20 protein-coding genes are annotated in these 20,316 nt (G+C 51.5%); 10 read left to right on the top strand and 10 right to left on the bottom strand.

Features of this window, described 5'->3' with window-relative positions:
- Positions 1-19 precede the first annotated feature (19 nt).
- The 5 genes from J7I43_RS17280 to J7I43_RS17260 all read left to right on the top strand — a co-directional run bounded on the left by J7I43_RS17280 (position 20) and on the right by J7I43_RS17260 (position 6,684).
- On the top strand, positions 20-1,270 hold the full coding sequence (locus J7I43_RS17280) for an RNA polymerase sigma factor (RefSeq protein WP_209147104.1): 1,251 nt from the start codon (positions 20-22) through the stop codon (positions 1,268-1,270).
- A 95-nt stretch (positions 1,271-1,365) separates the two neighbouring features.
- Positions 1,366-1,764 (top strand): hypothetical protein, encoded by a 399-nt coding sequence (locus J7I43_RS17275; RefSeq protein ID WP_209147103.1) that lies wholly within the window; start codon positions 1,366-1,368, stop codon positions 1,762-1,764.
- A gap of 33 nt (positions 1,765-1,797) precedes the next feature.
- A complete protein-coding gene (locus J7I43_RS17270) occupies positions 1,798-4,695 on the top strand; it encodes an SGNH/GDSL hydrolase family protein (RefSeq protein WP_209147102.1) in 2,898 nt (965 codons plus the stop codon).
- A gap of 43 nt (positions 4,696-4,738) precedes the next feature.
- Complete coding sequence (locus J7I43_RS17265) at positions 4,739-5,863, top strand: DmpA family aminopeptidase (RefSeq protein ID WP_236023409.1); 1,125 nt, start codon at positions 4,739-4,741, stop codon at positions 5,861-5,863.
- Positions 5,860-6,684 carry an aminotransferase class IV gene (locus J7I43_RS17260; RefSeq protein WP_209147101.1) on the top strand — a complete coding sequence of 275 codons (825 nt, stop codon included), beginning with the start codon at positions 5,860-5,862 and terminating at the stop codon, positions 6,682-6,684. Before J7I43_RS17265 ends, J7I43_RS17260 begins: the two co-directional genes overlap by 4 nt.
- Positions 6,685-6,686: 2 nt before the next feature.
- On the opposite strand, the gene J7I43_RS17255 is transcribed toward J7I43_RS17260, so the two are convergent.
- Both J7I43_RS17255 and J7I43_RS17250 read right to left on the bottom strand, forming a co-directional pair.
- Positions 6,687-7,097: a hypothetical protein gene (locus J7I43_RS17255; protein ID WP_209147100.1), complete on the bottom strand. Its 411-nt coding sequence runs from the start codon at positions 7,095-7,097 to the stop codon at positions 6,687-6,689.
- Complete coding sequence (locus tag J7I43_RS17250) at positions 7,081-7,554, bottom strand: RDD family protein (protein ID WP_209147099.1); 474 nt, start codon at positions 7,552-7,554, stop codon at positions 7,081-7,083. Before J7I43_RS17250 ends, J7I43_RS17255 begins: the two co-directional genes overlap by 17 nt.
- 145 nt (positions 7,555-7,699) lie before the next feature.
- Between J7I43_RS17250 and J7I43_RS17245 the strand changes: the two genes are divergently transcribed.
- Positions 7,700-8,575 carry a TolB family protein gene (locus tag J7I43_RS17245; RefSeq protein ID WP_209147098.1) on the top strand — a complete coding sequence of 292 codons (876 nt, stop codon included), beginning with the start codon at positions 7,700-7,702 and terminating at the stop codon, positions 8,573-8,575.
- Positions 8,576-8,606: 31 nt separating this feature from the next.
- Here J7I43_RS17245 and J7I43_RS17240 read toward each other — a convergent pair whose 3' ends face one another.
- From J7I43_RS17240 to J7I43_RS17230, 3 genes are all read right to left on the bottom strand, one after another.
- Positions 8,607-8,744 (bottom strand): hypothetical protein, encoded by a 138-nt coding sequence (locus J7I43_RS17240; protein ID WP_209147097.1) that lies wholly within the window; start codon positions 8,742-8,744, stop codon positions 8,607-8,609.
- The gene (locus tag J7I43_RS17235; RefSeq protein ID WP_209147096.1) at positions 8,745-9,059 is read right to left on the bottom strand and encodes a hypothetical protein; all 315 of its coding nucleotides are present in this window, start codon (positions 9,057-9,059) and stop codon (positions 8,745-8,747) included. It lies immediately after the preceding gene.
- A gap of 128 nt (positions 9,060-9,187) precedes the next feature.
- On the bottom strand, positions 9,188-10,423 hold the full coding sequence (locus J7I43_RS17230; protein ID WP_209147095.1) for a glycoside hydrolase family 88 protein: 1,236 nt from the start codon (positions 10,421-10,423) through the stop codon (positions 9,188-9,190).
- A gap of 401 nt (positions 10,424-10,824) precedes the next feature.
- On the opposite strand from J7I43_RS17230, the gene J7I43_RS17225 reads away from it, so the two are divergent.
- From J7I43_RS17225 to J7I43_RS17215, 3 genes are read left to right on the top strand one after another with little or no spacing between them, the layout of a single operon-like run.
- Entirely contained in the window at positions 10,825-11,682 is an 858-nt protein-coding gene (locus J7I43_RS17225) for a COG1470 family protein (protein ID WP_209147094.1), read from the top strand.
- A gap of 4 nt (positions 11,683-11,686) precedes the next feature.
- A complete protein-coding gene (locus J7I43_RS17220) occupies positions 11,687-12,703 on the top strand; it encodes an ABC transporter ATP-binding protein (protein WP_209147093.1) in 1,017 nt (338 codons plus the stop codon).
- Entirely contained in the window at positions 12,645-13,667 is a 1,023-nt protein-coding gene (locus J7I43_RS17215; RefSeq protein WP_209147092.1) for an ABC transporter permease, read from the top strand. The genes J7I43_RS17220 and J7I43_RS17215 overlap by 59 nt, the downstream gene beginning before the upstream one ends.
- A gap of 192 nt (positions 13,668-13,859) precedes the next feature.
- On the opposite strand, the gene J7I43_RS17210 is transcribed toward J7I43_RS17215, so the two are convergent.
- A complete protein-coding gene (locus J7I43_RS17210; protein ID WP_209147091.1) occupies positions 13,860-14,390 on the bottom strand; it encodes a DinB family protein in 531 nt (176 codons plus the stop codon).
- Positions 14,391-14,652: 262 nt separating this feature from the next.
- On the opposite strand from J7I43_RS17210, the gene J7I43_RS17205 reads away from it, so the two are divergent.
- Positions 14,653-14,997, top strand: a complete 345-nt coding sequence (locus J7I43_RS17205; protein ID WP_209147090.1) for a hypothetical protein — start codon at positions 14,653-14,655, stop codon at positions 14,995-14,997.
- Here the strand turns inward: J7I43_RS17205 and J7I43_RS17200 are convergent, their stop codons facing one another.
- The 4 genes from J7I43_RS17200 to J7I43_RS17185 form a co-directional block, all read right to left on the bottom strand.
- Positions 14,998-15,933, bottom strand: coding sequence for a methyltransferase domain-containing protein (locus J7I43_RS17200; RefSeq protein ID WP_209147089.1), 936 nt, complete (start codon positions 15,931-15,933; stop codon positions 14,998-15,000).
- 457 nt (positions 15,934-16,390) lie between these two features.
- Positions 16,391-17,848 (bottom strand): DUF4972 domain-containing protein, encoded by a 1,458-nt coding sequence (locus tag J7I43_RS17195; protein WP_209147088.1) that lies wholly within the window; start codon positions 17,846-17,848, stop codon positions 16,391-16,393.
- 20 nt (positions 17,849-17,868) lie between these two features.
- Positions 17,869-19,005, bottom strand: coding sequence for a DUF4972 domain-containing protein (locus J7I43_RS17190; RefSeq protein WP_209147087.1), 1,137 nt, complete (start codon positions 19,003-19,005; stop codon positions 17,869-17,871).
- A 17-nt stretch (positions 19,006-19,022) separates the two neighbouring features.
- Positions 19,023-20,306, bottom strand: a complete 1,284-nt coding sequence (locus J7I43_RS17185; protein ID WP_209147086.1) for a glycoside hydrolase family 76 protein — start codon at positions 20,304-20,306, stop codon at positions 19,023-19,025.
- Positions 20,307-20,316: the final 10 nt, after the last annotated feature.

Below are 20,316 nucleotides of genomic sequence, written 5' to 3'. Positions count from 1 at the left end.
CCGCGCCTCATTACAGCATATGGAAAAAGGACAAGAATCGCTGAAACGCCTGTTTCAGCAGGAGTTTTCTAAAATGGTGGCGGTGATCAGCCGTCAGTTTGGCCTGGAGCACATCGAAACGGCGGAAGACATCGTAAGCGAAACCTTCCTGGCAGCCGCGGAAAACTGGGGCATGAAAGGGCTGCCGCCCAACCCCACCGCCTGGTTGTACCTGGTGGCGAAACAAAAAACGCTGTACCATTTCAGGAGAAACAAGATCTTCGACCAGAAGGTGGCCCCCGCCATTTCTTCGCAGCAGGAAAAAGAACAACCGGCTGAAGATCTCGATTTTTCCATGCAGCACATTAAAGACAGCCAGCTGCAAATGCTCTTTGCCATTTGCAACCCGGCCGTCGCCAGCGAAGCGCAGATCGGGCTGGCGCTGCGCATCCTTTGCGGTTTCGGCATCGACGAGATCGCCGAGGCATTCCTCACCAGCAAAGAAACCATCAACAAACGGCTGTTCAGGGCCAAAGAAAAGCTGCGCACCGAAAATATCAGGATGGAACTGCCCCCTGAACACGAGATAGTCAGCCGGCTTGACAATGTTCTGCACATCATCTACCTCCTATTCAGCGAAGGGTATTATTCGCAAACGCAGGACGAGATATTGCGGAAAGACCTTTGTTTGGAAGCCCTCCGCCTGGGCCTCACACTTACCGCCTACCCTCCCGCCAACCGCCCCAAAACCAACGCCCTTATCGCGCTGATGTGTTTTCATGCGTCGAGGTTCGATGCGCGGGGCGGCGAAGGATTCCCGGTGCTGTACGACCAGCAGGACGAATCGCTTTGGGACGGGGAGCTGATCAGGCAGGGCCGGCATTTCCTGCGGCTGTCCGCCGAAGGCGACGAGATCAGTTCTTTCCACCTCGAGGCACGTATCGCTTACTGGCATTGCATCAAAAAAGACAGTCCGGAAAAATGGGAAGAGATCCTGTTCCTGTACGACCAGCTGCTGCTGGTAAACTACGCTCCGGGCGTGGCGCTCAACCGGGTGTTCGCCTTCTGTAAGGTACACGGTAAACATAAGGCGCTGGCGGAAGCGGAAGCCCTCCGTATGGAGAACGATCATTTCTACTGGCTGCTGCTGGGGGAATTGTGCAGCGGAATAGACGATGCCACGGCCCGGGAACATTTCGGCAAGGCGTACGACCTGGCTAAAACGCAGACGGAAAAGGCGGTGATAACCCAGAAAATCAACGAACTAAAAAAAAACCGGATCAGAAAGTAACTTTGAATTGTAAAATATTATTCCGACTTTCGACCTGATTACCCGTTATACCCACTATGAAATATTTTGTGTTCCTTATACCGTTATCCCTCGTCGTGCTCCGATCGAACGCCCAGTCGTCTTTCCGCGCAACGCGCGACTCCGTGGTCATGAATCGCCTGGAGCTTGCCATACGCCATAATTCCCAATTGCAGCAAGGGTTCCTCCTCAATACCGGCAACGGTCATACTTTGTTCAGAGGAATCGGCAACGCAGTGCAGTTTGCGCCCGGGGCAACGGGATACCCGGCAGTTGGGGCCAATACCTATACCAACGCGCTTTTTAGCGGCAAATACGTCAAAGTATGGCGCAATGGGCGGCTGCAGGGTGAAAATACCACCACCGGCATCCAGTTCGATGCGGCGACGGGGAAGATCACCTTTTACCCGGTGCTGGCGACATCCGACCGGATATACATCGAAGCGCTGCACCGCAGCGACTTCACGCAATTTTAACCTGGGACCATATACCTATTTACACAATTAGACATGCTGAAAATCTTCGTTCTGATTCCCTGCCTCTGCATTATTACCGCGGTATCCGGTCAGGCTTTGAAATTATTTCCCGATTCCGTTGTGATCAACGGCGAGCTGGTGTTAAAGAACCAAACGGCCGGAACACCCGGTTATCTCTACAATCCAGGGAACGGGCAAACACAATTCAGGCAGCTGGGCGCCAGCGTTCAATTTACCGTTGGCAGCAGCGGGTTTCCGCAGGCGGGGGACAGCATTTTTCAGCATAATTCCCTGCGGCAATATTTCATCAAAGTACTCCGCAACGGCCTGCTCCAATACAGGGATACGGCCAATGGCGTGAAAATAGACGAGGCGGCGGGAAAGATCACTTTTTACCCGGCCCTGGAGCAAAACGAGCAGATATTCATCGAAGCCATCAGCGGTATAAGTTTTAGCATGACGGAAGGCCCCGGCGGCCCTGGTGGACCAGGCACTGCCGAACCGCAGGAATTTCAGCTGGTGGCGGGCGCGAGAGACAACGGCAACTCCACTTTCACCCTGCGATGGGCCTCGAATGCAAAAACCCTGTATATCGCGCCGCGCATCGCCGGGCTGGGGTCCTCTACCCTGGCGGGCCACGGGCTTTCCAGCCCCAATCGCCTGGAAGACAAGATCACCGGCTGGCTGGGTAATAACACCTCCACCCCAAGCTGGAGAAACCTTGCAGTAACCGGTTATAGCAGCGGCAATATCCTGCCTTCCAGCGAAGGCGGCATTACGGGTCGCAACGTGGAAACCGCCCTTGCCGGTAACCCGGATTTCATATTCGTTTCCCTGCCCTCCAACGACCCATCGGCAGGCTACACCGTGAACCAGAGCATCGTCAACCTGAAAAAGATCGACACGTTTTTCAGCACCAGGGGCATCCCGGTATTTTTCCAGACCACGCAGCCGAGAACTTCGTACAACGCCTCGCAGCAGCTGATGCTGAAACAGCTGGGAGACAGTATCCGCAGAATATGGCCGGACAGGTATGTGGAAGCGTTCAACGACGTGGTAGACCCCAACGCTGCTAATCCCGCCGTTATCCTGCCCCAATACGACCAGGGCGACGGCATCCATCTTACCGCCGCGGGCAACCAGTTTATTGCAGACCACTTGTTCGACCGCTGGCTGAATTTTTTCCAGCCGGTAAAAGACATTAAAAAATACATCGTCGACAGTTCCGCGACCGGCACCTCATGGGCATTGTTTACGGAGGAAACGGACCAGAACGTTGTAAAAAAACAATATGCCAGGCCGCGCCCGGGGAAGATCTATTTCAGGGTGAGGGCCGAATACCGCAATGGTACTTTGTCCCCTTATTCGAACATCGCGTTGCTGGATACCGAGAATTCGTCTGAAGATCCCGGCGTGGACGATTTTGATCATCGTTTTCTCATAGACCTCGGCGGGGATGGCGCACTTACGCTCAACGCAGCCGGGAATCCGGACGGCTGGCCTTCCGTGTCGCCAGACTATGAAGGAAAGTACTGGAACAACTGGGCAGGCAACGGCACTGCAAGCGGTTTTGTGAACGGCTCGGCCATCGGTGCGTTGAAAACCTCCGCCAACGAGCCTTCGCCTGTAAGCATACGCCTCATAGGCACGCCGCAGGGCAGCTTCGTTGCGCCGCCGCCAACCGAAGCCATCAACTACAACGGTTTTACCACGCAGGTAGGCGATTATCCGAAAGAAGCCGTTTACGATAACATGTTCATCCACTCCGGCGTGAACCCGGATGGTATTACGCTCAGGATCAAAGGGCTTCACCAGGACAATACCTATTTCATCAAGCTATGGGGCGCCCGCAGGGACGCGGGAACCACGCAGCGCACCATGCAGGCCAAGCTGGGCACGCAGGACTGGAGCGAATCCAAATCTTTCGATGGGCGGTATTCACTTAGCGACACGGCCGAATATGAAAGGGCCATCGTTTTCAAAAACGTTTTCGGGGTAGACTCGCTGGATATCAACATCCGCGTAGGCGGCACCAGCACTTTTGCGCACCTCGGCGTGTTAGACATCGGCGTAATGGGCACCATCCCGCCATTCCCCCACCTCGTGCTCCGCGATACCAGCACCCTGCTGTCTACTGTTTCGCTGACCACCACCCCGGTAAACGGCGCGGTGATCGATACCTATCAATGGATGCAGGTTTCCGGCCCCAATACCACCACCATCGCTAACGGCACCAGCACTACCGCCAATATCTCCGGGCTTACCAATGGCACCTTCGTTTTCAGGGTAATCGGGAGGAACAATACTACGGGAGACAGCATGATCGCGACATCTATCGTGAAAGTATTCCCGGACAACAACAACAAAAAAACACTGCGTGCATATTTCTCGAAAACCGCTTCCACACCGGTTCCCGGATGGTTCAACGTTTTCGGCAACGTAACGAACGAACATATCGTCAAAACCGACCCCGAAACCGGGTGGACTGTGGATAACGTTGGCGGCAGCAACACACTGTGGTCTCCGCTCGCCGGAGCCAACGCCAACAATACGGACGGCGCCGTTACCGGCGACAACAGCGGCGTAGTGCCCGATATCGTTTCCAAAGCTTTCTGGTTCAATTACAGCCTGCGTTCGGGAGACGATAACCTGCTGCTGAAAGGACTGAACCCTTCAAAAACATATAACCTGTCGTTTTACTCGTCTCACAAAACGGCGGGCATTTCCACTCCCCGTTACGGCTCCTGGAAAGTGAACGGCGGCACAGAACAGCTGCTCAACGCGCTGGGTAATACGGCCAACATGGTCACCCTGACGAATGTAAGCCCGGATGCCAACGGCGTGATAAAGATCCAGATGTATGCGCCGACAAACAGCGGGTCTTACGGCGGCTATTCGATCATGAACGCGTTGATCTTGCAGGAAAATTAGCGCGGCCGACGGTACAGCCGCAAAATTGCCTATCATTGCAGGTATGTTGAGACCTTTCATTTTCGTTCTCATGGCCCTTCCCGCCGTATTGTGCGCGCAGGAAAGAAAAAGGGCGCGCGATCTTGGCATTGTTCCCGGCGTGATACAGCCCGGCAGGTTAAACAGCATCACCGACGTGGCGGGCGTGAAAGTTGGTCATGTTACGCTGGTGAAAGGCGATTCCATACGCACCGGCGTAACGGCGATTCTGCCGCATGACGGTAATATTTTCCAGGAAAAAGTGCCCGCCGCGGTGTACGTCGGCAATGGTTTCGGCAAACTGGCGGGCAGTACGCAGGTGAATGAACTGGGCAATCTCGAAACGCCCGTGGTGCTCACCAATACCCTCAGCGTGCCTGTTGCCATGAACGCCCTGGTCGGTTATACGCTGCAGCGGCAGGGCAACGAAAACGTACGCTCGGTGAATGCGCTCGTCGGCGAAACCAACGACGGCTATCTCAACGATATCCGCGGCAGGCATGTAACGGAAGAAGACGTACTGCAGGCCATCCGCCGGGCAGACACGGCCAGGGTTGCCGAAGGTAACACCGGCGCGGGTACCGGCACTATCTGTTTCGGCTTCAAAGGCGGCATCGGCACCTCCTCCCGGAAACTGCCGGCCAGTCTTGGCGGCTATACGGTCGGGGTACTCGTGCAAACCAATTTTGGCGGCACCCTGCAGATCAACGGCGCGCCAGTGGGCAAAACGCTCGGCTGGTTCGATTACAGCGACCGGCTGCTCAACAGCGCAGACGGTTCGTGTATGATCGTAGTAGCCACCGATGCCCCGCTGGACCACCGCAACCTGATGCGCCTCGCCAAACGCGCCATGCTCGGCCTTGGCAAAACAGGCGGCATCGCCTCCAACGGCAGCGGCGATTATGTGATCGCGTTCTCCACCGCCTACCGCATTCCATATGCCGGCAACAGCGCAGTAATGAACGTCCCGCTGCTGCAGAACGACGCCGTTTCACCACTGTTCATAGCCGTCATAGAAGCTGCTGAAGAAGCCATTCTCAACTCGCTTTTCACCGCTGAAACCACGACCGGGCACAAGGGCCGCAAAATCGAAGCGCTGCCGCTGGACAAGGTTTTACCCATTCTCAAAAAACACAACAGCATACAATGAGCCAGTTATACGCCGTCATCAACGGGCAATACGTGCAGGAGCAGGATGCGAAGATCCGCATCAGCGATCTCTCCATCCAGCGCGGTTACGGCATATTCGATTATTTCAGGACCAAAAACCATCAGCCCGTTTTCCTCGACGACCACCTGGACCGCTTTTACCGGTCTGCCGATATGATGCGCCTTCCCGTGGAACCGTCCCGCGAAACGCTCAAACAGCTGATCGCAGGACTGACCGACCGGAACGGCCTGGCGCACTCAGGCATCCGCATCACGCTCACCGGCGGGTATTCGGAAAATGGGTATACCCTGTCGGAACCTAACCTGCTTATCACCCAAAGCGCTTACAGCTTCAGCGGCGCGGCATTCGACAAAGGCATCCGGCTGGTGACCTACGATTATCAGCGGCAGCTGCCGCAGGTGAAAACGATCGATTACCTGCAATCCATTTACCTGCAGCCATTCATTAACGAGCATCAGGCAGACGATGTACTGTACCACGATCGTGGCGAGCTGCGGGAATGCCCCCGCGCGAATTTTTTCATTGTTACGGCGAATGGCGTTATCGTGACGCCGGCGGAGAAAATATTAAAAGGCGTCACCCGGAAAAAAATACTGGAACTGGAAAATGTGAATACAAAAGAAGGGGTTGTGCGGCTGGAAGACCTTCAGCATGCCCGTGAAGCGTTCATCACCAGCACCACGAAAATTGTGCTGCCGGTACTCGAAATAGATGGAAAAATCGTTGGCGATGGCAGACCCGGCGAAGTAACGAAAAGTTTGTACGATAAGCTGGTGAGCCTGAGAGGGGGAATTGAATGAATTCAGTCGTTGATCAGGTACCAGTTCTTTTCAAGGAAATGATCATTCCCACCCATCTTCACTTTTTCATCAAGCTCCGATCGCATGGTACTATCTGTTGTGTAGATGAAGGCGGAATAGTGATCCAGCAATCCCCTGTCTGTATAAAACGCAAGTGTAACATCATTTTTCCTTCGTTCGACCACAAAACCTTCATCGAAAGGGTATTCAAAATTTGAAGGAAAGTCATATTGCCCATGGTTCCTGTACCTTGTTGTATCGGCGCTTACTTTCACGGCGAATTGTTTCAAACTGCTTTCATTATCCTTCCAAACCGCCTTCCAGTCCACCTTACGGGGTGAGGGAAGGAAATTGCATGAAGAAGTAAATAAAACGATAAGCAATAATGCGCCCGTTTTAGTTCTCCCGATCAAGCGAGGATTCTTTTTCGTTGATCACGTAGGTGTCTGTCCACTTGTCGTGCCAGGGAAAACAGGGCGTGCCTAACGCACTGAACGCCTCGAAGGGAACGACGCGCGCAAAACCTCTCTTAAACGCGGTGGAAGCAGAGATATAAGTACCGTCCTGGTTTACCGCCCGTGTGCCCGTAATTAATTTTCCCGGGGTTTTCCCTTTCAGTAAGGCTTCAAAACTGCCAAACACCAGGGCGTATAGAAGCATCGAAAAAAGCGCGTCCAGCAATTGACCGCCGGTGGCGTTTTCCGTAAAAAAGACGAAATCCGGGAAAACGATCGCGAGGAGGATACCGATCAAAAAGCTGATAATGTAGAAGACAATAACATCGATAATGTTGTTGGCAAAACGTTTGCCATGAGATGCCTGAACGAGGTTAATTTCATTCCCGAGCAGGTGTTCCTGATTTAATTCCATAGGTAAAAGGTTTGAATTTATAGGAAAAGTAGATATTCCCCGGCAAAATATCAAGCACTCACATAAAAAAGCCAGGCTGGCGGATCTCGCAGCGCCAATCGTTCAAAATTAAAGAAGGCCGGAAGGTATTTCGTATATTCATGGAATGACCATTTCCCTGAAACCTTTTCTTTTCCTCGCCTTGCTGCTGGCCGCCGGTTGCCGTTATGCGGCCAACAGCGGCACCACCTACCCTTCGCCGCGCCCCGATACGGCGGCTTTGCGGTTCCTTCCCGGGATCGTCAGCAAAGATTCCCTCGATTTTAATGCCGCGTTTTCGCCGGACGGGCAAACGTTCTATTTCTGCCGCTCCGCGAACGGGAAATGGGGTATCTGGCAAACGGAAAACCGGAACGGGCGATGGTCGGAGCCTGTGCCGGCACCGTTTTCCGAACCGGCCTATTCGCAGGCAGACCCGTTCTTTGCGCAGGATGGCACCTTGTATTTTATTTCAAACCGCCCGAAAACTTCCGAAGACGTTACCGGCGATTACGACATTTGGCGGGTGCGGCAGCTCGAAAACGGCCGTTGGTCCGCACCGCAGAATGTAATGGGCGTCAATTCCGACAGTACCGAATATTACGTTTCGCTGGCCGCGAACGGCAACATCTATTTCGCATCCAACCGCAGCGGGGATTTTGAGATCTATTACAGCCGGCTGGAAAACGGGCGGTACGGCGAGCCGGAAAACCTCGGCCCTGCCATCAATGCGCCGGGCATGGAACACGATCCCTGCATTTCACCGGATGAAAAAATGCTGCTTTTCACTGCGGTGAACCGGCCGGACACGATCGGCTCCGCAGATATTTACATTTCCCTGAAAAATGATGTCGGCCAGTGGAACAAGGCCGTCAACGCCGGGCCGAAAGTGAATACGACCTCCTATGAATATTGTTCCTACCTCACGCCCGACGGCAAATACTTTTTCTTCAGCAGCGAGTACGATGTGAAGTGGATCGCGGCGGAACAACTGGGACGTTAGAAAGAAGCCCAATATTTTTTTCATCATCCAACTATTGAATGCGGTTAAGGGTATAACTCCGGAAAGGATCGCCGGTCATGTACCGGCCTTTTTCATCGAGCAGGTGCAGGAGATCGTTGCCGAGCTTAATAAAGCGGAGTTTGTTGCCGGTTCTGCACGCGCTCAGCACCTACACGGTTGCCCCTTCCTTTTTTCCCTCGCTCCAGGTGCCGGAAGCTTCGCTTTTGACGCCAGGTTGGGAATAATTATTGTCGCCCAGGATATGACGGTTACAGGCCGTTAACCGCCAGGTGGCCGGCTGTCGTGCAAGGATCAGTTTGCATTTCACCAGCGCGCAGTCTTTCTCCGCGGCAATGCGCAGGAAAGGCCTGATGAGCTGCCCGCAGGGCATCGTACCGGCGAACGTTTCGCTATCAGGTGCTATGGTGGAAGGTTTGAAGGCGCAGAAGATAAAAATGAGCAATAAGGAAGCACATATTTTCATAACGGCAAAATGATATTCAAATGTACCGCCGAAACGGCAAAGGCTGCGTTACTTTACATGTAATGCAGCCTTTGCGTGATGAGATGTTGTTTTGAGTTGCCGGGGTTACCGGGAGGTGACAGCAGTGGTTATTTTAAAGAATTTTGATACCGTTGCAACGCCTCGATGAAATAATAATCCGCATATACCAGCGGTACGTCTATTTCAAAGCCGTGCGGGATGCTGCCCACGCTGTGCATCAGCACAAAATTTCCGTTGCTGCCCGCCGCCGCGCGGTATTCGCTGCTGCCCAGCGTATGCAGCATTTTGATGGCCGCTTCGCGGTATTTGGCGCTTTTGTCGCCGGCGTAACCGCTCAGTTCAAATAATGCGGACGCGGTGATGGCTGCGGCCGACGCGTCGCGGTATTTGGCAGCTACTTTATTGGCATTGGAACGTTCGCCGGGCTTGTAACCTTCTTCCCGCGCGTTAAAATCCCAGTACGGCACTTTGTCTTCAGGCAGGTTTTTATGATCGAGATAAAAATCAGCCATGCCTAGCGCGGTTTTCAGAAAACGCGGGTCTTTCGTTTCGCGGTATACCATGGTGAAACCATAAATGCCCCATGCCTGGCCGCGCGCCCAGGTGGAATTGTCCGCGTACCCTTGCGCAGTCTCACGGGCCTGTACATCCCCGGTAAGGGTATCGTAACATACCACGTGGTAAGAACTGTAATCAGGCCTGATCTGGTTTTTCATCGTGTTTTCCGCGTGCGTTACGGCGATGTGCCGGAAGCTGGTGTCGCCGGTTTCGCGGGAAGCGAAGAATAGCAGTTCCAGGTTCATCATATTGTCGATGATCACGGGGAAATAATAGGTGGCGGAATCGGCATGCCATGATTTGAACGAGTTCCACGATTTGATGCAGCCCGTGGTATCGTTGAAACGGGTGCTGAGGGAACGGGCGGACTGAATCAGAATGTCGCGGTACGCTTTGTTGCCGGTAAGGCGGTAAGCGTTGCCGTAGCTGCAGTACACCATAAATCCAAGGTCGTGGTGCTGGGTGAAATCTTTCAGCGGCTCCAGCTTTTCGGTCCATGCAGTGGCTTGCTCGCGCAGCTGCGCGTCCTGCGTCTGCTCCCAGGCGTACCAGAGGCTGCCGGGAAAAAATCCGGGCGTCCAGTCGTACATGCTGGTGCTCACCAGCCTGCCTTCTTTAACGGTGCGCGGGAATTTCAGCGGATCGCCGGTCTTGGTTTCATCCAGCATAGCGGTCAGCTGCGTTTTGACGGCGGACATGTTCTCTTTGATAAAATCCTCTTCTCCCTTCTTTGCCGTGCAAGACAGGAGACTAACGGTGGCAATGAGACAAATAAATCTTTTCATAACGTTTTTTATAGTATCAGCTATAATTATAATAAAAAAGGTTGAAAGGTCTTCGTTTTTTATATGCGCGGGGGGCTGCAATGACCTAAAGAAAAGAACCTGGCCTTCATGTGCGGTTCCGGCGAAGGGATGGTACTTAAAACAAAAAACTGAATATATTCTGAATTTCCGGTCTCAAAAAATAATTTCAATCCCCTTATAATGCAATACCACAAAAGATTACAGCCTCAATAAAAAAAATCCTAAAAAATATTTTTATGCATTCCCCTTGCATTTTTTTTGATTTTGTTTTTAAATTCGTCGCTTCAGGAAAACATATCCGTTTCCTTGCTGAAAGGAAAGTAAATAGGCGTTATAGTTTCATCAGGAATATAATTTTTATTTATTAATCTTAATTAGCAATGTCAGCTATCACTGAAACTCTTCAGCGGCAGATCAGGCTGAAGCCATCATTCTTTCTCTGTTTTATCGTTTTATTTTTTTGCGGCCCGCGGGGCATCGCACAGGCCGTCAAACAAGCGCCGCCGCCGCCGTTTTCGGTGCGGTTGATGAATATCGAGGCCGCGGCCAACGCCACCTTCAGCTACAATGCGAAACTTCGCAACGACGCTGCATCGTCCCGCGTTTACCAGTTCTCCGCGCAGCTTCCGGCGGGGTGGACCGCCTCCTTCAAGGTAGAAGGTATACAGGTCACCTCCCTTCGTGTTGACGCGGGGGTTACGCAGGACGTGCTGATCGAGCTTCACCCCGCGATGGCTGAAAAACCGGGCAAATACAAAGTGCCTGTAACAGCCCTGTCCAACGCGGATTCCCTGAAACTGGACCTTGAAGCCGTGGTGAAAGGCGCTTACAAGCTGGAATTGTCCACGCCCACCGGCAGGCTTAGCGACGATGTAACGGAAGGCAAACGCAAAGAGATCCACCTGGTGGTGAAAAACGCCGGCACTATCGCGCTGGACAAACTCGAGCTGTCTGCCCAAACGCCCCCGCAATGGCAGGCGTCTTTCGTGCCTTCCTCCATAGAGCGGCTGGAGCCCGGTAAGGAAAAGGAAGTGATCGCCACGCTGAGCGTTCCCGACAAAACCATTGCGGGAGATTATGTGACCACCTTTTCGGCCAAGAACGCGGAATCCTCATCCGACGCGGTTTTCCGTATGACCGTCAAAACCTCCGCGCTCACGGGATGGCTGGGCGTGCTTATCATTTTGCTGGCGCTGGGCGCCGTGTATTATCTCATCCGTAAATATGGCAGGAGATAACGTCATGGAAGCTATCATTGAAATGAACGGGCTGACGAAGCACTACGGCCGGTTGAAGGCCGTAGACGATCTTCATTTGTCCATCGGCAAAGGCGAGATCTTCGGGCTGCTGGGGCCGAACGGCGCGGGCAAATCCACCACCATCCTGATGCTGCTGGGGTTAACCGAACCTTCTTCGGGCGAAGCGCGCATCTGCGGGCTGAACGCCACGCGCGACCCCATCAGCGTAAAAAGAAAGGTCGGGTATATGCCGGACAATGTGGGGTTTTACAACGAACTGACCGCATTGGAAAACCTCGTGTACATCGCGCGGCTGAACGGGCTGCCGGAAAGTTCGGTGAAGAACGTTGCCCGGGAAATGCTGGAGGAAGTGGGGTTGCAATCCGCCATGCATAAAAAGGCCGGGCAATTTTCCCGGGGCATGAAACAACGGCTGGGCCTGGCGGAAGTGCTTATCAAACAACCCGAAGTGATCATTCTCGACGAGCCTACGCTCGGCATCGATCCCGCCGGGGTTAAAGATTTCCTCGGGCTCATCACGCAATTGAACCAGCGCCAGGGTATCACCGTGCTGCTTTCGTCGCACCACCTTCACCAGGTGCAGCAGGTTTGCACCCGCGTCGGGATCTTCGTGGGCGGCCGTTTGCTGGCGGACGGCGACATCGGCACGCTTGCCGCGCGCCTGTTCCAAACGGCGCCTTTCGTGGTGGAAGTGGCGTTGCGCTCCACGCCGGAACAACCGGCGGAACTGGAGCGGGAAATACTGCAGCTGCCTTCCGTGAAAAAAATAACGTTCAGCGGCAACATTGTGGAAATCGCGGGCGATGAAGATATTACCCCGGATATCGTGCGTTTGTTCGTTAGCCGGCAGCTGGACGTAACCGGCGTGCAAAGAAAAAACTACGGGCTCGATGAGATCTATCACCGTTATTTTGAAAACAACTTAAAGGAAAATATTTCCCATGACAAGTCAAGCGGCCTTTTTCAACGGTCTTTTTTTGGCAGGCTCAAAACGCGCTGAGCGGCCGCAAAAAGCGGCTTCGCCTTTTTCCGTGATCGTGCGGAAAGAAGTGGCGGACCAGGTGCGCAGCTGGCGGTTCATAATCCTGGCGGGCCTGATATTACTGACATTTTTCGGCGCGATGTACGTTTCCCTCGCCAATATCCGCAGTGCCGTATCGGATGCCCGCGACCCGGACAGTATTTTCCTGTACCTGAAACTGCTCACGGTCACCGGCGGCTCACTTCCCGCATTTCACGTGTTCATCGGTTTCCTGGGGCCGCTGCTGGGCATCGCCATGGGCTTCGACGCGATCAATTCAGAGCAGTCCGGCGGCTCGCTCATCCGTGTAATGGCGCAGCCGGTTTACCGCGACTTCCTGCTTACCGCGAAGTTCACCGCTTCGCTGATCGTGATCGGCACGCTGTTTTTGTCGCTCAGCCTGCTGATGATCGGCGGAGGACTGATCATCACCGGCGTGCCGATAGCGCCTTCGGAATTTGTACGGATCATTTGTTTTACGGCGCTAAGCGTGGTGTACGTAGCGTTCTGGCTGAACCTGTCCATCCTCCTGTCTGTAAAATTCCGGCAAACCGCTACTTCCGCGCTGACGGCGATCGCCATCTGGCTGTTCTTCACCGTTTTCTACCAGATACTGCTCAACCTCGCCGTAACCGCATTGCTGCCCGATCCGCGGCAGCTGTCGCCGGACGAGGTGCTTTCGTACAACAACGTGATCATGACCTTCGTGCGTTTTGTGCCCAGCCAGCTGTACGCGGATGCCACCACCACCCTGCTGATGCCTTCCGTCCGCAGTCTTGGCCCGCTCACGATGGAGCAAATGGCGGGCGCCATTCCCTCGCCGTTGTCCGTACGCGAAAGCCTGCTGGTGGCATGGCCGCAGGTAAGCGGGCTGATCGCGGCCACGGTGGCGTGTTTTGCGCTTTCATATTATTTGTTCATGCGGAAGGAGATCAGGACGTAGCAGAAGGCGGGGGTAAAAAACGAGTGGCGTTTCTTCTGCAAAATCGATATAGATAAGACTTCTCAGGAAATTTCTATATTGTTGCCCTAAAGCAACCCGATCTTGCCCATGAAACGTTTGTTATGAGCGGTTATCTGCCGTTCGGCATGAATACCTGGACGCCGCCACGCCGTCCCGGAAAGGACCGGCTGGTCAGAATAATTTTTCCTGCGGCGGTTTCACGCCGGCAAGCCGAAGGTATACCGTCGTTTGCCCGCGGTGATGCGTCTGGTGCTCGAAAGCCTTTCCCAGCGCCACTCCGCGCGTTGTTTCAAACTGGTTGAACAGTTTGATCTTTTCTCCTAATTGTGCAGGTTGGGCTTTTTTTACCTGTTCGATCGCGTAGTCGTAACCGGCCATCACTACTTTGATGACGTTCGCCTTCGATTTATCCCCTGTTTTTTCGGATTCTCCGAATGCGACGGGGCTTTTCACACCCATCGCGGCGGAGGTCAACCCGTAATTGCCGTCCGTCAGGTGAAGCATCTGTTCGGCGAAGGAACGCATTTCCGGCGTGGGCTTCAGCGCGTAGCCGGAATCCGGCATGGCTTCGAGATATTCAAGGGTGTAAGCCTTGGCCCGTTCCCATTCTTTGACCATTTCTTCTGTGTTGTTTTGAGCAAGCGCAAACGTGCCTGTCCCCAACACCAAAGCGAGAACGGCCAGCATTTTTTTCATGAGCATATTGTTGGATTTTTCATGTGAAATAATGGGGCGGCAGCAGCCCGTTTCCCGCGGGAACGTTGCCTGCGGCGGCTGGCTACCGTTGTTAAAGTTAAGTATGATTGTCGATTATAACATCAATTCCGTCCAAATACGGCAAGAAATAATATACCGGGGGGCTGCTACTAAAATAAGCCCGGATTGTTTACATTTGAGCAACACCTTATCTGCTTGTTACAAAGGAAAACAACCGATCGGCTTTAGTGTTACTGGCGAAATTTAAATGGGAGCAGGACATTCCGCTTATCCTGGCGACGGCGCAGGACAGGTCTTTAGCCATCGGGCTGATCAACAAAACATCAGGGAGAGCAATGTAGATGTGTTCCCTACATTTGCAAACAAGGCGATGGAAATAAAAGACGCTTCGTTTGCAACCGCAATGTTTGCCCGTCTTGAAAAAGCAGACAATCCCAATATCTACCTTGCAGCCGCCAAAGCGCTTATTGCTTTTTCAGACAAAGACATTAACCGGCAGATTGTGGAAGTATCCAAGCGGAATCCCAATCTGAGGAAAGACTGGGGCGGCCAGGAATTTGTTCAGATGTTGAAGGAGAACAGGATTGAGTGATTATTGGTATTCGATATTGTTCGCCGACTTAAACTCATCATACTCTGTAAGTAAATGAATGGCCAGTACCGAGTTCTCCTTTAACAGGCATGGAATGCCGTCGATTACCGGGTAAGCGAGGAAACTCTCCCTTGAATAAAGCAGCGATTCGTTATGTTTTACCAGCGCCGTGCGGGAAATGGGGCATACCAGGCCTGAAGGTCCGGACGCTGTTTCCTTTTTTTCGATAATGATGAGCCCGGTCGGGTTCAGGGGATTTGCGGAATGATCGAAAAGCCGGTGCTCGACGATATTGTATCCCAGTTCCTTTGCAGTTTTGTAAAGCGCGGTGATATAACCATGCTGTTCCATTCTTGCTTTTGCTTCATCATCCGCAAATTCATACGACGGTTCCAACAGCACGAGGTAATTTTTGGCGACCCTGTACAATTCTTTAAGCGCTTCTGCTTCCCTGCCGCCATTGGGCTCTATGGAATGGGAAGTATATACCACGTCAATCGAGTTATCGAGCAGGGGTATCTCAAAAAGATTGGCAGTGAACAGCGTGGCGTTGCTTGCATTACGATCGCTTAACAGTCCTTTTGCAAATTTTAATCTTGACCAGGAAATATCAAACCCGAAAACCGCCGCGGGCTTTTTTTCCATGTTTTTGAGCAGGGAACTGAGCGTAGTGGCTTCTCCCACACCAACCTCCATTAAAGACCCTATATCGCCCAATTTATCGATCACCGTGGCTAACGCCTTGCTGTAGTTTTGGTTAAATTCGGAATTATCGGAAAGATATTTGATATACGATCCCGCCTGGAAATCGTAGCTTATCAGGATATCTTCGATGGTATTCGCCCGGTTTTTCCCGATGCTTTTCAGGTATTGGATAATGTTGCCACCTTGGTCGTATATCTCTTTTATCTTTTGTAGCTGTTTGAATTTTTCCATAAAACTGCTTTGAATACCCGCTTTTTGAGGCGTTTACCCGGTAAAGATAATGTACATATATTTCATATACAGCAATTCTTAACTTTCCTCTCCAAAAATTCAGGATATATTATAAAAAATGCTGGTTTGATAAAAAGTAAAATTTATATTTACCGCCAGTTTATATTTTAACCCTGTCCGATGCCATACATGATGGCAACTTTTCCTGCTTACAAAATCCCTTCCCCTGTATTTAATAGCTTATATGAAGCAAACTTTTACCAGAAATGCTCCCCGGTATCAAAAGGGTGCAATGCAAATCGTGGCGTGGCTCAGCCCCATATATATGTGATGACCCGGCCGGAGACGCTGGAAAACAGGTCACTGTGCCTGTAAAAGAAAAATCCCGGTCACGGAAGCGTGACCGGGACAATCAAATTATCATCAACTTTTCGCAGAACGATTCAGAAAAATCTGCCTATTGTGGTACTTCAGTTGATTCCACCCATTTGAAAGCGCCTTTGAGTGTGGCGATGTGCCTTCCTGTTAAATCTGTGATTTCAGTACCGGCCGGCTTACTTCCACGTACCTCGAAATCCCACGCCGCAACCAGGTTGCTGTTATTTTCAGTCACATCCGTTGCCACACCCAGGTAAGAATTTCTCACCTGCTCCTCCGTGCGGTTTGTTTTCCAGATCCTTATTTTCTTGATATAACCGGAGAAAGCCTCCTGCCTGTTCCCGTTGTTATCCAACGAGCAGAATCCGGTCATATGCACCTGATACTTGACGCTGTTGTCGCTGATATAGGTCCTCCAACGCTCTCCTACTCTGATGATCTCCCCCTGTCTCTGGCCATCGATCATTGAATAACATTTAACATCGGTTGGGGTATCAAAACCAGGCAATCCTTCATCTCTGAACAGGAAAGCGTAATGTGTCCAGCGATTGAGCGTCCAGTTATCGGATTTCTTCCAGCCTGGTTCCCATATTTGTGGGTTTGATGGACCATTGTCCTGCCAGTGGGCAACCATTGTTCTTTGTAAACCCCTGTTCCGGTCCTGTGCCCTCCAGCCGCTCCAGTAGTCCTGTTGCGTCATAGTAGACAAAAAGGTACTGTTATCCTGGCCTGGCACGTTGCAATAGGATGTTACGTTTACCCAAAGCTCAACTGTAAATGCCTGTTTATTGGCGTCTCCAAATTTCACATAGTCCGGGCTATAGCCAAAATCGATATAACCGCCGTTATTTCCGTCAACAAACAGGTTCCATATAATATTGTCCTCTTCCCATTTCGAATCTTCCACTTTCTGCATGGCGGCGGCGGCGGCCTGCATGGCATCATCGAACAGCGCCTGCGTCATATTCGTAACGGACCCGGACAAAATATTCTCCACCAATGTGTATAAAGAAGCGGTAGCGGTTTCCAGGAACCCTTTACTTTCAACCGGGTATTGGCCCTTATGATTGCCCCACCTGGCTTCGTCGTTCAGCAATAAAGCAAACTCCTGGGCTTTTGCCTTCAGGCTGGCCACAAATTGCTGCGCTTCGGGCGCCAGGTTATATAACCTGCTGTTTTTAAACGCATCAATAGCCTGGTTTACGGCGGCCACCTGTAGTTCCAGTTCATCATTGTTCGCGCCGCCGCCAGACTCCATACTTTCGATCGCCGTTTCCAGTTTTGAAATAGCGGCCGTAAGAATACTTTTGCTGTTTTGGGGATAAGTTCCCGGCGCGGTTCCATATGCGGAATTCACGAGCAACGATTCAAGGTTACTCTTATGCTTTTGCAGTATGCTCAGGTTCGTATCGGTGATAAATATCTTTTCTTTATCCCTGGTACAGCCCGTCATTGCACATGCCACCAGCAACATATATATCCATGATCTGAACAGGGCGGAAACCTTAACATCAGATATTAGCTTTATCATTTTCATATTTCGCTTGAATAAATTGATCAAATGGGTTCCCACTTATAGGTTCCGATAATCCTGGCCTCATGTTTCCCGGTAAGATCGAGCACCGTGTTATCCGAACCTGACGGCTTCGAAGTAAAGTCCCAGGCTGCTACCAGGTTGGTCTCTTTACCTGTTATTTCGGTTTGTTCGTTGTATGAAGACAACACGTAAGCATTATCCTTGGCCTCTTTCCAGATACGTATCTTTTTCATGTACCCGGAAAAACCTTCTTCCATTTTTTCATTATTCACCCAGCGGCAGAATCCGGTCATCGGCTTATCGTAGTTGTCATAATCCGTAGAATTATACACTTCGCTTAAATTGCCGTTGTTTTGAGTAGCTGCAAGAACGCCGTTCAGATAAAGTTTTCCTCTTAACGCGGGGTCGCCGTCCAGCCCTTTATCGTTGTATACAAAAACAAAATGCTGCCATACACCATCCTGCGGCGCGTTGAAAGAGGGCTCCCATAATCCGTAGCGGCTATCGGAGAGAATGCCGCCCCAGGTCACCCGGTAAATACCGTTGCCGGACTTACGGCGGTACATCATCCAGCCGTTACGCCATTGACTTCCGCCGTTGGAAAAGAAAGTGGACAGGAAGATGCTGTTGTCGTGCGGACCGTTCTCCGTGATCTTCGCCCAGAATTCAACGGTAAAGGATTGATTGCCGTTTGAACCGAACACGGTATAATCCCGGCTTCTTCCGAAGTCGATGTAAGACTGTGTGGTTTTACCATCCACAAACAGTTCGGCGGGTATCGTTTCCTCATCTTCCGTACGGACGCTGTTCTCGAACTTTTGTATTGCGTTGCCGATCTCTGAAACATAACGTTTCTTTTCGGCTTCCGAGGGCGCGGGCTTCTGGTACTTTATCAACAATATATAACGATTGGCATTGCTGATGGCGCCTGTAAGGATAGCCCTGCTCTGGGGAGGGTACTGCCCTTTCCGCGGACCATAATCCGCGGTTTCCGCGAGGCTGGTAACGGAGGCTATCAGCGCATCCAGATCGGCGATGTACGCGTCCTGAACGTCCGCCACATCCTGGAAATCGTGCCTATATTCAGAGCACGATGAAAGTTGTACCAGCATCAACGTACAGCAAATACAGAAAAATAAACCAATTACTTTTTTCATTCGTTGTATCAGTTTAATTATTTATTATCAGCGGGGAATAATAACATCAGCGCGGGAATTCCCGAAGCGTCGTAACAGGAGACATTAGTGCCGGGAGCTTTCGTATAATCTTTTCCCGTGAGGTTCCGGTCGTCCCGGTTGCTCCATCCGTAATCTATCGTGCGTTGCACCCATTTCAAAAATTGCGTCTGCCCGCAATCATACACCAGCATCTTCAGATATTGCGCGAAAATGGCCGTGTAGATCCCTTGTTCTTCACCCGTTCTGAAGGGGAAAATATACTTGGGGGCAGACATTATATTCATTGAATAATTGGCGGCAGCGACGGCATTGTCCAGGTACGACTGTTCTCCCGTAAGTTTATACAGCAAACAGGATGCGCCGATAAACGTTCCCTGATTGTACATGGTGGCGGTCCAGCCTACGCTGTTCTCATGGCGGCTGTCAGCCACATTCCCGGTATTCTTATCGAAAAGATTTTCAACACCCCATTCATATATTTCTTTGGCATTTTTCAGGTAATTATCCCTGCTGTGCCACCTGGGATATTGGGGATTTCCTTCGAAACCCGTCTGGTCATCCGTTTTGTATTTCGCATCCGCGGGGTCGATGTTGTTATAAAGCGTTACAGCTGCGATCACGGCAGGGAAATTGATGCAGGACATTTTGCCTTTATCACTGTTATCAGGAGGATTGCCGTTATTCCAGTTCCAGAACATCCCGCCGTTTACTTTATCATAAGAGCCCCTGTCTTTCAATTTATACGAACCATGCCATACGCGGCAAAAACTTTCGTCGGCCAGCGTGAGATATTCCGGAGTTTTAAATATGCCGTACGCGCGGGAAAAAGAGATCGTCCACCACATGATATCGTCATATATAAACCAGCCATAGTTCGGGTCCTGATTGTGCCAGTCGAAGTTTACATAATGATCGCCCGCGCCCTGGAACATTTGTTCTGTGAGGGTTTTATATTTCTCCTGCTTTTCGGTATTCTTTTCTTTAGCGGCCCTTTCATAGGCGTTCATTGCCATGTCCCAGTAAATGGCCTGCGTCCAGATAGCGCCTACGGCGGATTTTGTGCTTGCACCGTCTGCCGTGCCTGAATTTACCTTGTAGATATGTGTCTGCTTATCGAATAAATATTCATTAAATGCATCGTAAGCGACCCAGGTATCCGCATTCTTATACTTAGGCACAATATCGTAGTCAAGTACATACTGATGGTCGTCGGATCTGTTGCATGCATTGGTATATACAGATCCGAATATCACGCATATCGTAATTATATATTTCTTCATCGTTATTTCT

Origin of the sequence: Chitinophaga chungangae (assembly GCF_017742215.1) — a bacterium.
GTDB lineage: Bacteria > Bacteroidota > Bacteroidia > Chitinophagales > Chitinophagaceae > Chitinophaga > Chitinophaga chungangae.
This window is presented reverse-complemented; position numbering and strand designations above follow the sequence as displayed.

What these genes read in the sequence shown, in the direction of transcription:
- J7I43_RS17245 (WP_209147098.1), top strand. Translation starts at nt 7,700, where the DNA reads ATGACCATTTCCCTGAAACCTTTTCTTTTCCTCGCCTTGCTGCTGGCC.
- J7I43_RS17280 (WP_209147104.1), top strand. Translation starts at nt 20, where the DNA reads ATGGAAAAAGGACAAGAATCGCTGAAACGCCTGTTTCAGCAGGAGTTT.
- J7I43_RS17250 (WP_209147099.1), bottom strand. Translation starts at nt 7,554, where the DNA reads ATGGAATTAAATCAGGAACACCTGCTCGGGAATGAAATTAACCTCGTT.
- J7I43_RS17205 (WP_209147090.1), top strand. Translation starts at nt 14,653, where the DNA reads ATGGGAGCAGGACATTCCGCTTATCCTGGCGACGGCGCAGGACAGGTC.
- J7I43_RS17215 (WP_209147092.1), top strand. Translation starts at nt 12,645, where the DNA reads ATGACAAGTCAAGCGGCCTTTTTCAACGGTCTTTTTTTGGCAGGCTCA.
- J7I43_RS17185 (WP_209147086.1), bottom strand. Translation starts at nt 20,306, where the DNA reads ATGAAGAAATATATAATTACGATATGCGTGATATTCGGATCTGTATAT.
- J7I43_RS17210 (WP_209147091.1), bottom strand. Translation starts at nt 14,390, where the DNA reads ATGCTCATGAAAAAAATGCTGGCCGTTCTCGCTTTGGTGTTGGGGACA.
- J7I43_RS17235 (WP_209147096.1), bottom strand. Translation starts at nt 9,059, where the DNA reads ATGAAAATATGTGCTTCCTTATTGCTCATTTTTATCTTCTGCGCCTTC.
- J7I43_RS17230 (WP_209147095.1), bottom strand. Translation starts at nt 10,423, where the DNA reads ATGAAAAGATTTATTTGTCTCATTGCCACCGTTAGTCTCCTGTCTTGC.
- J7I43_RS17200 (WP_209147089.1), bottom strand. Translation starts at nt 15,933, where the DNA reads ATGGAAAAATTCAAACAGCTACAAAAGATAAAAGAGATATACGACCAA.
- J7I43_RS17195 (WP_209147088.1), bottom strand. Translation starts at nt 17,848, where the DNA reads ATGAAAATGATAAAGCTAATATCTGATGTTAAGGTTTCCGCCCTGTTC.
- J7I43_RS17260 (WP_209147101.1), top strand. Translation starts at nt 5,860, where the DNA reads ATGAGCCAGTTATACGCCGTCATCAACGGGCAATACGTGCAGGAGCAG.
- J7I43_RS17265 (WP_236023409.1), top strand. Translation starts at nt 4,739, where the DNA reads ATGTTGAGACCTTTCATTTTCGTTCTCATGGCCCTTCCCGCCGTATTG.
- J7I43_RS17190 (WP_209147087.1), bottom strand. Translation starts at nt 19,005, where the DNA reads ATGAAAAAAGTAATTGGTTTATTTTTCTGTATTTGCTGTACGTTGATG.
- J7I43_RS17220 (WP_209147093.1), top strand. Translation starts at nt 11,687, where the DNA reads ATGGAAGCTATCATTGAAATGAACGGGCTGACGAAGCACTACGGCCGG.
- J7I43_RS17225 (WP_209147094.1), top strand. Translation starts at nt 10,825, where the DNA reads ATGTCAGCTATCACTGAAACTCTTCAGCGGCAGATCAGGCTGAAGCCA.
- J7I43_RS17270 (WP_209147102.1), top strand. Translation starts at nt 1,798, where the DNA reads ATGCTGAAAATCTTCGTTCTGATTCCCTGCCTCTGCATTATTACCGCG.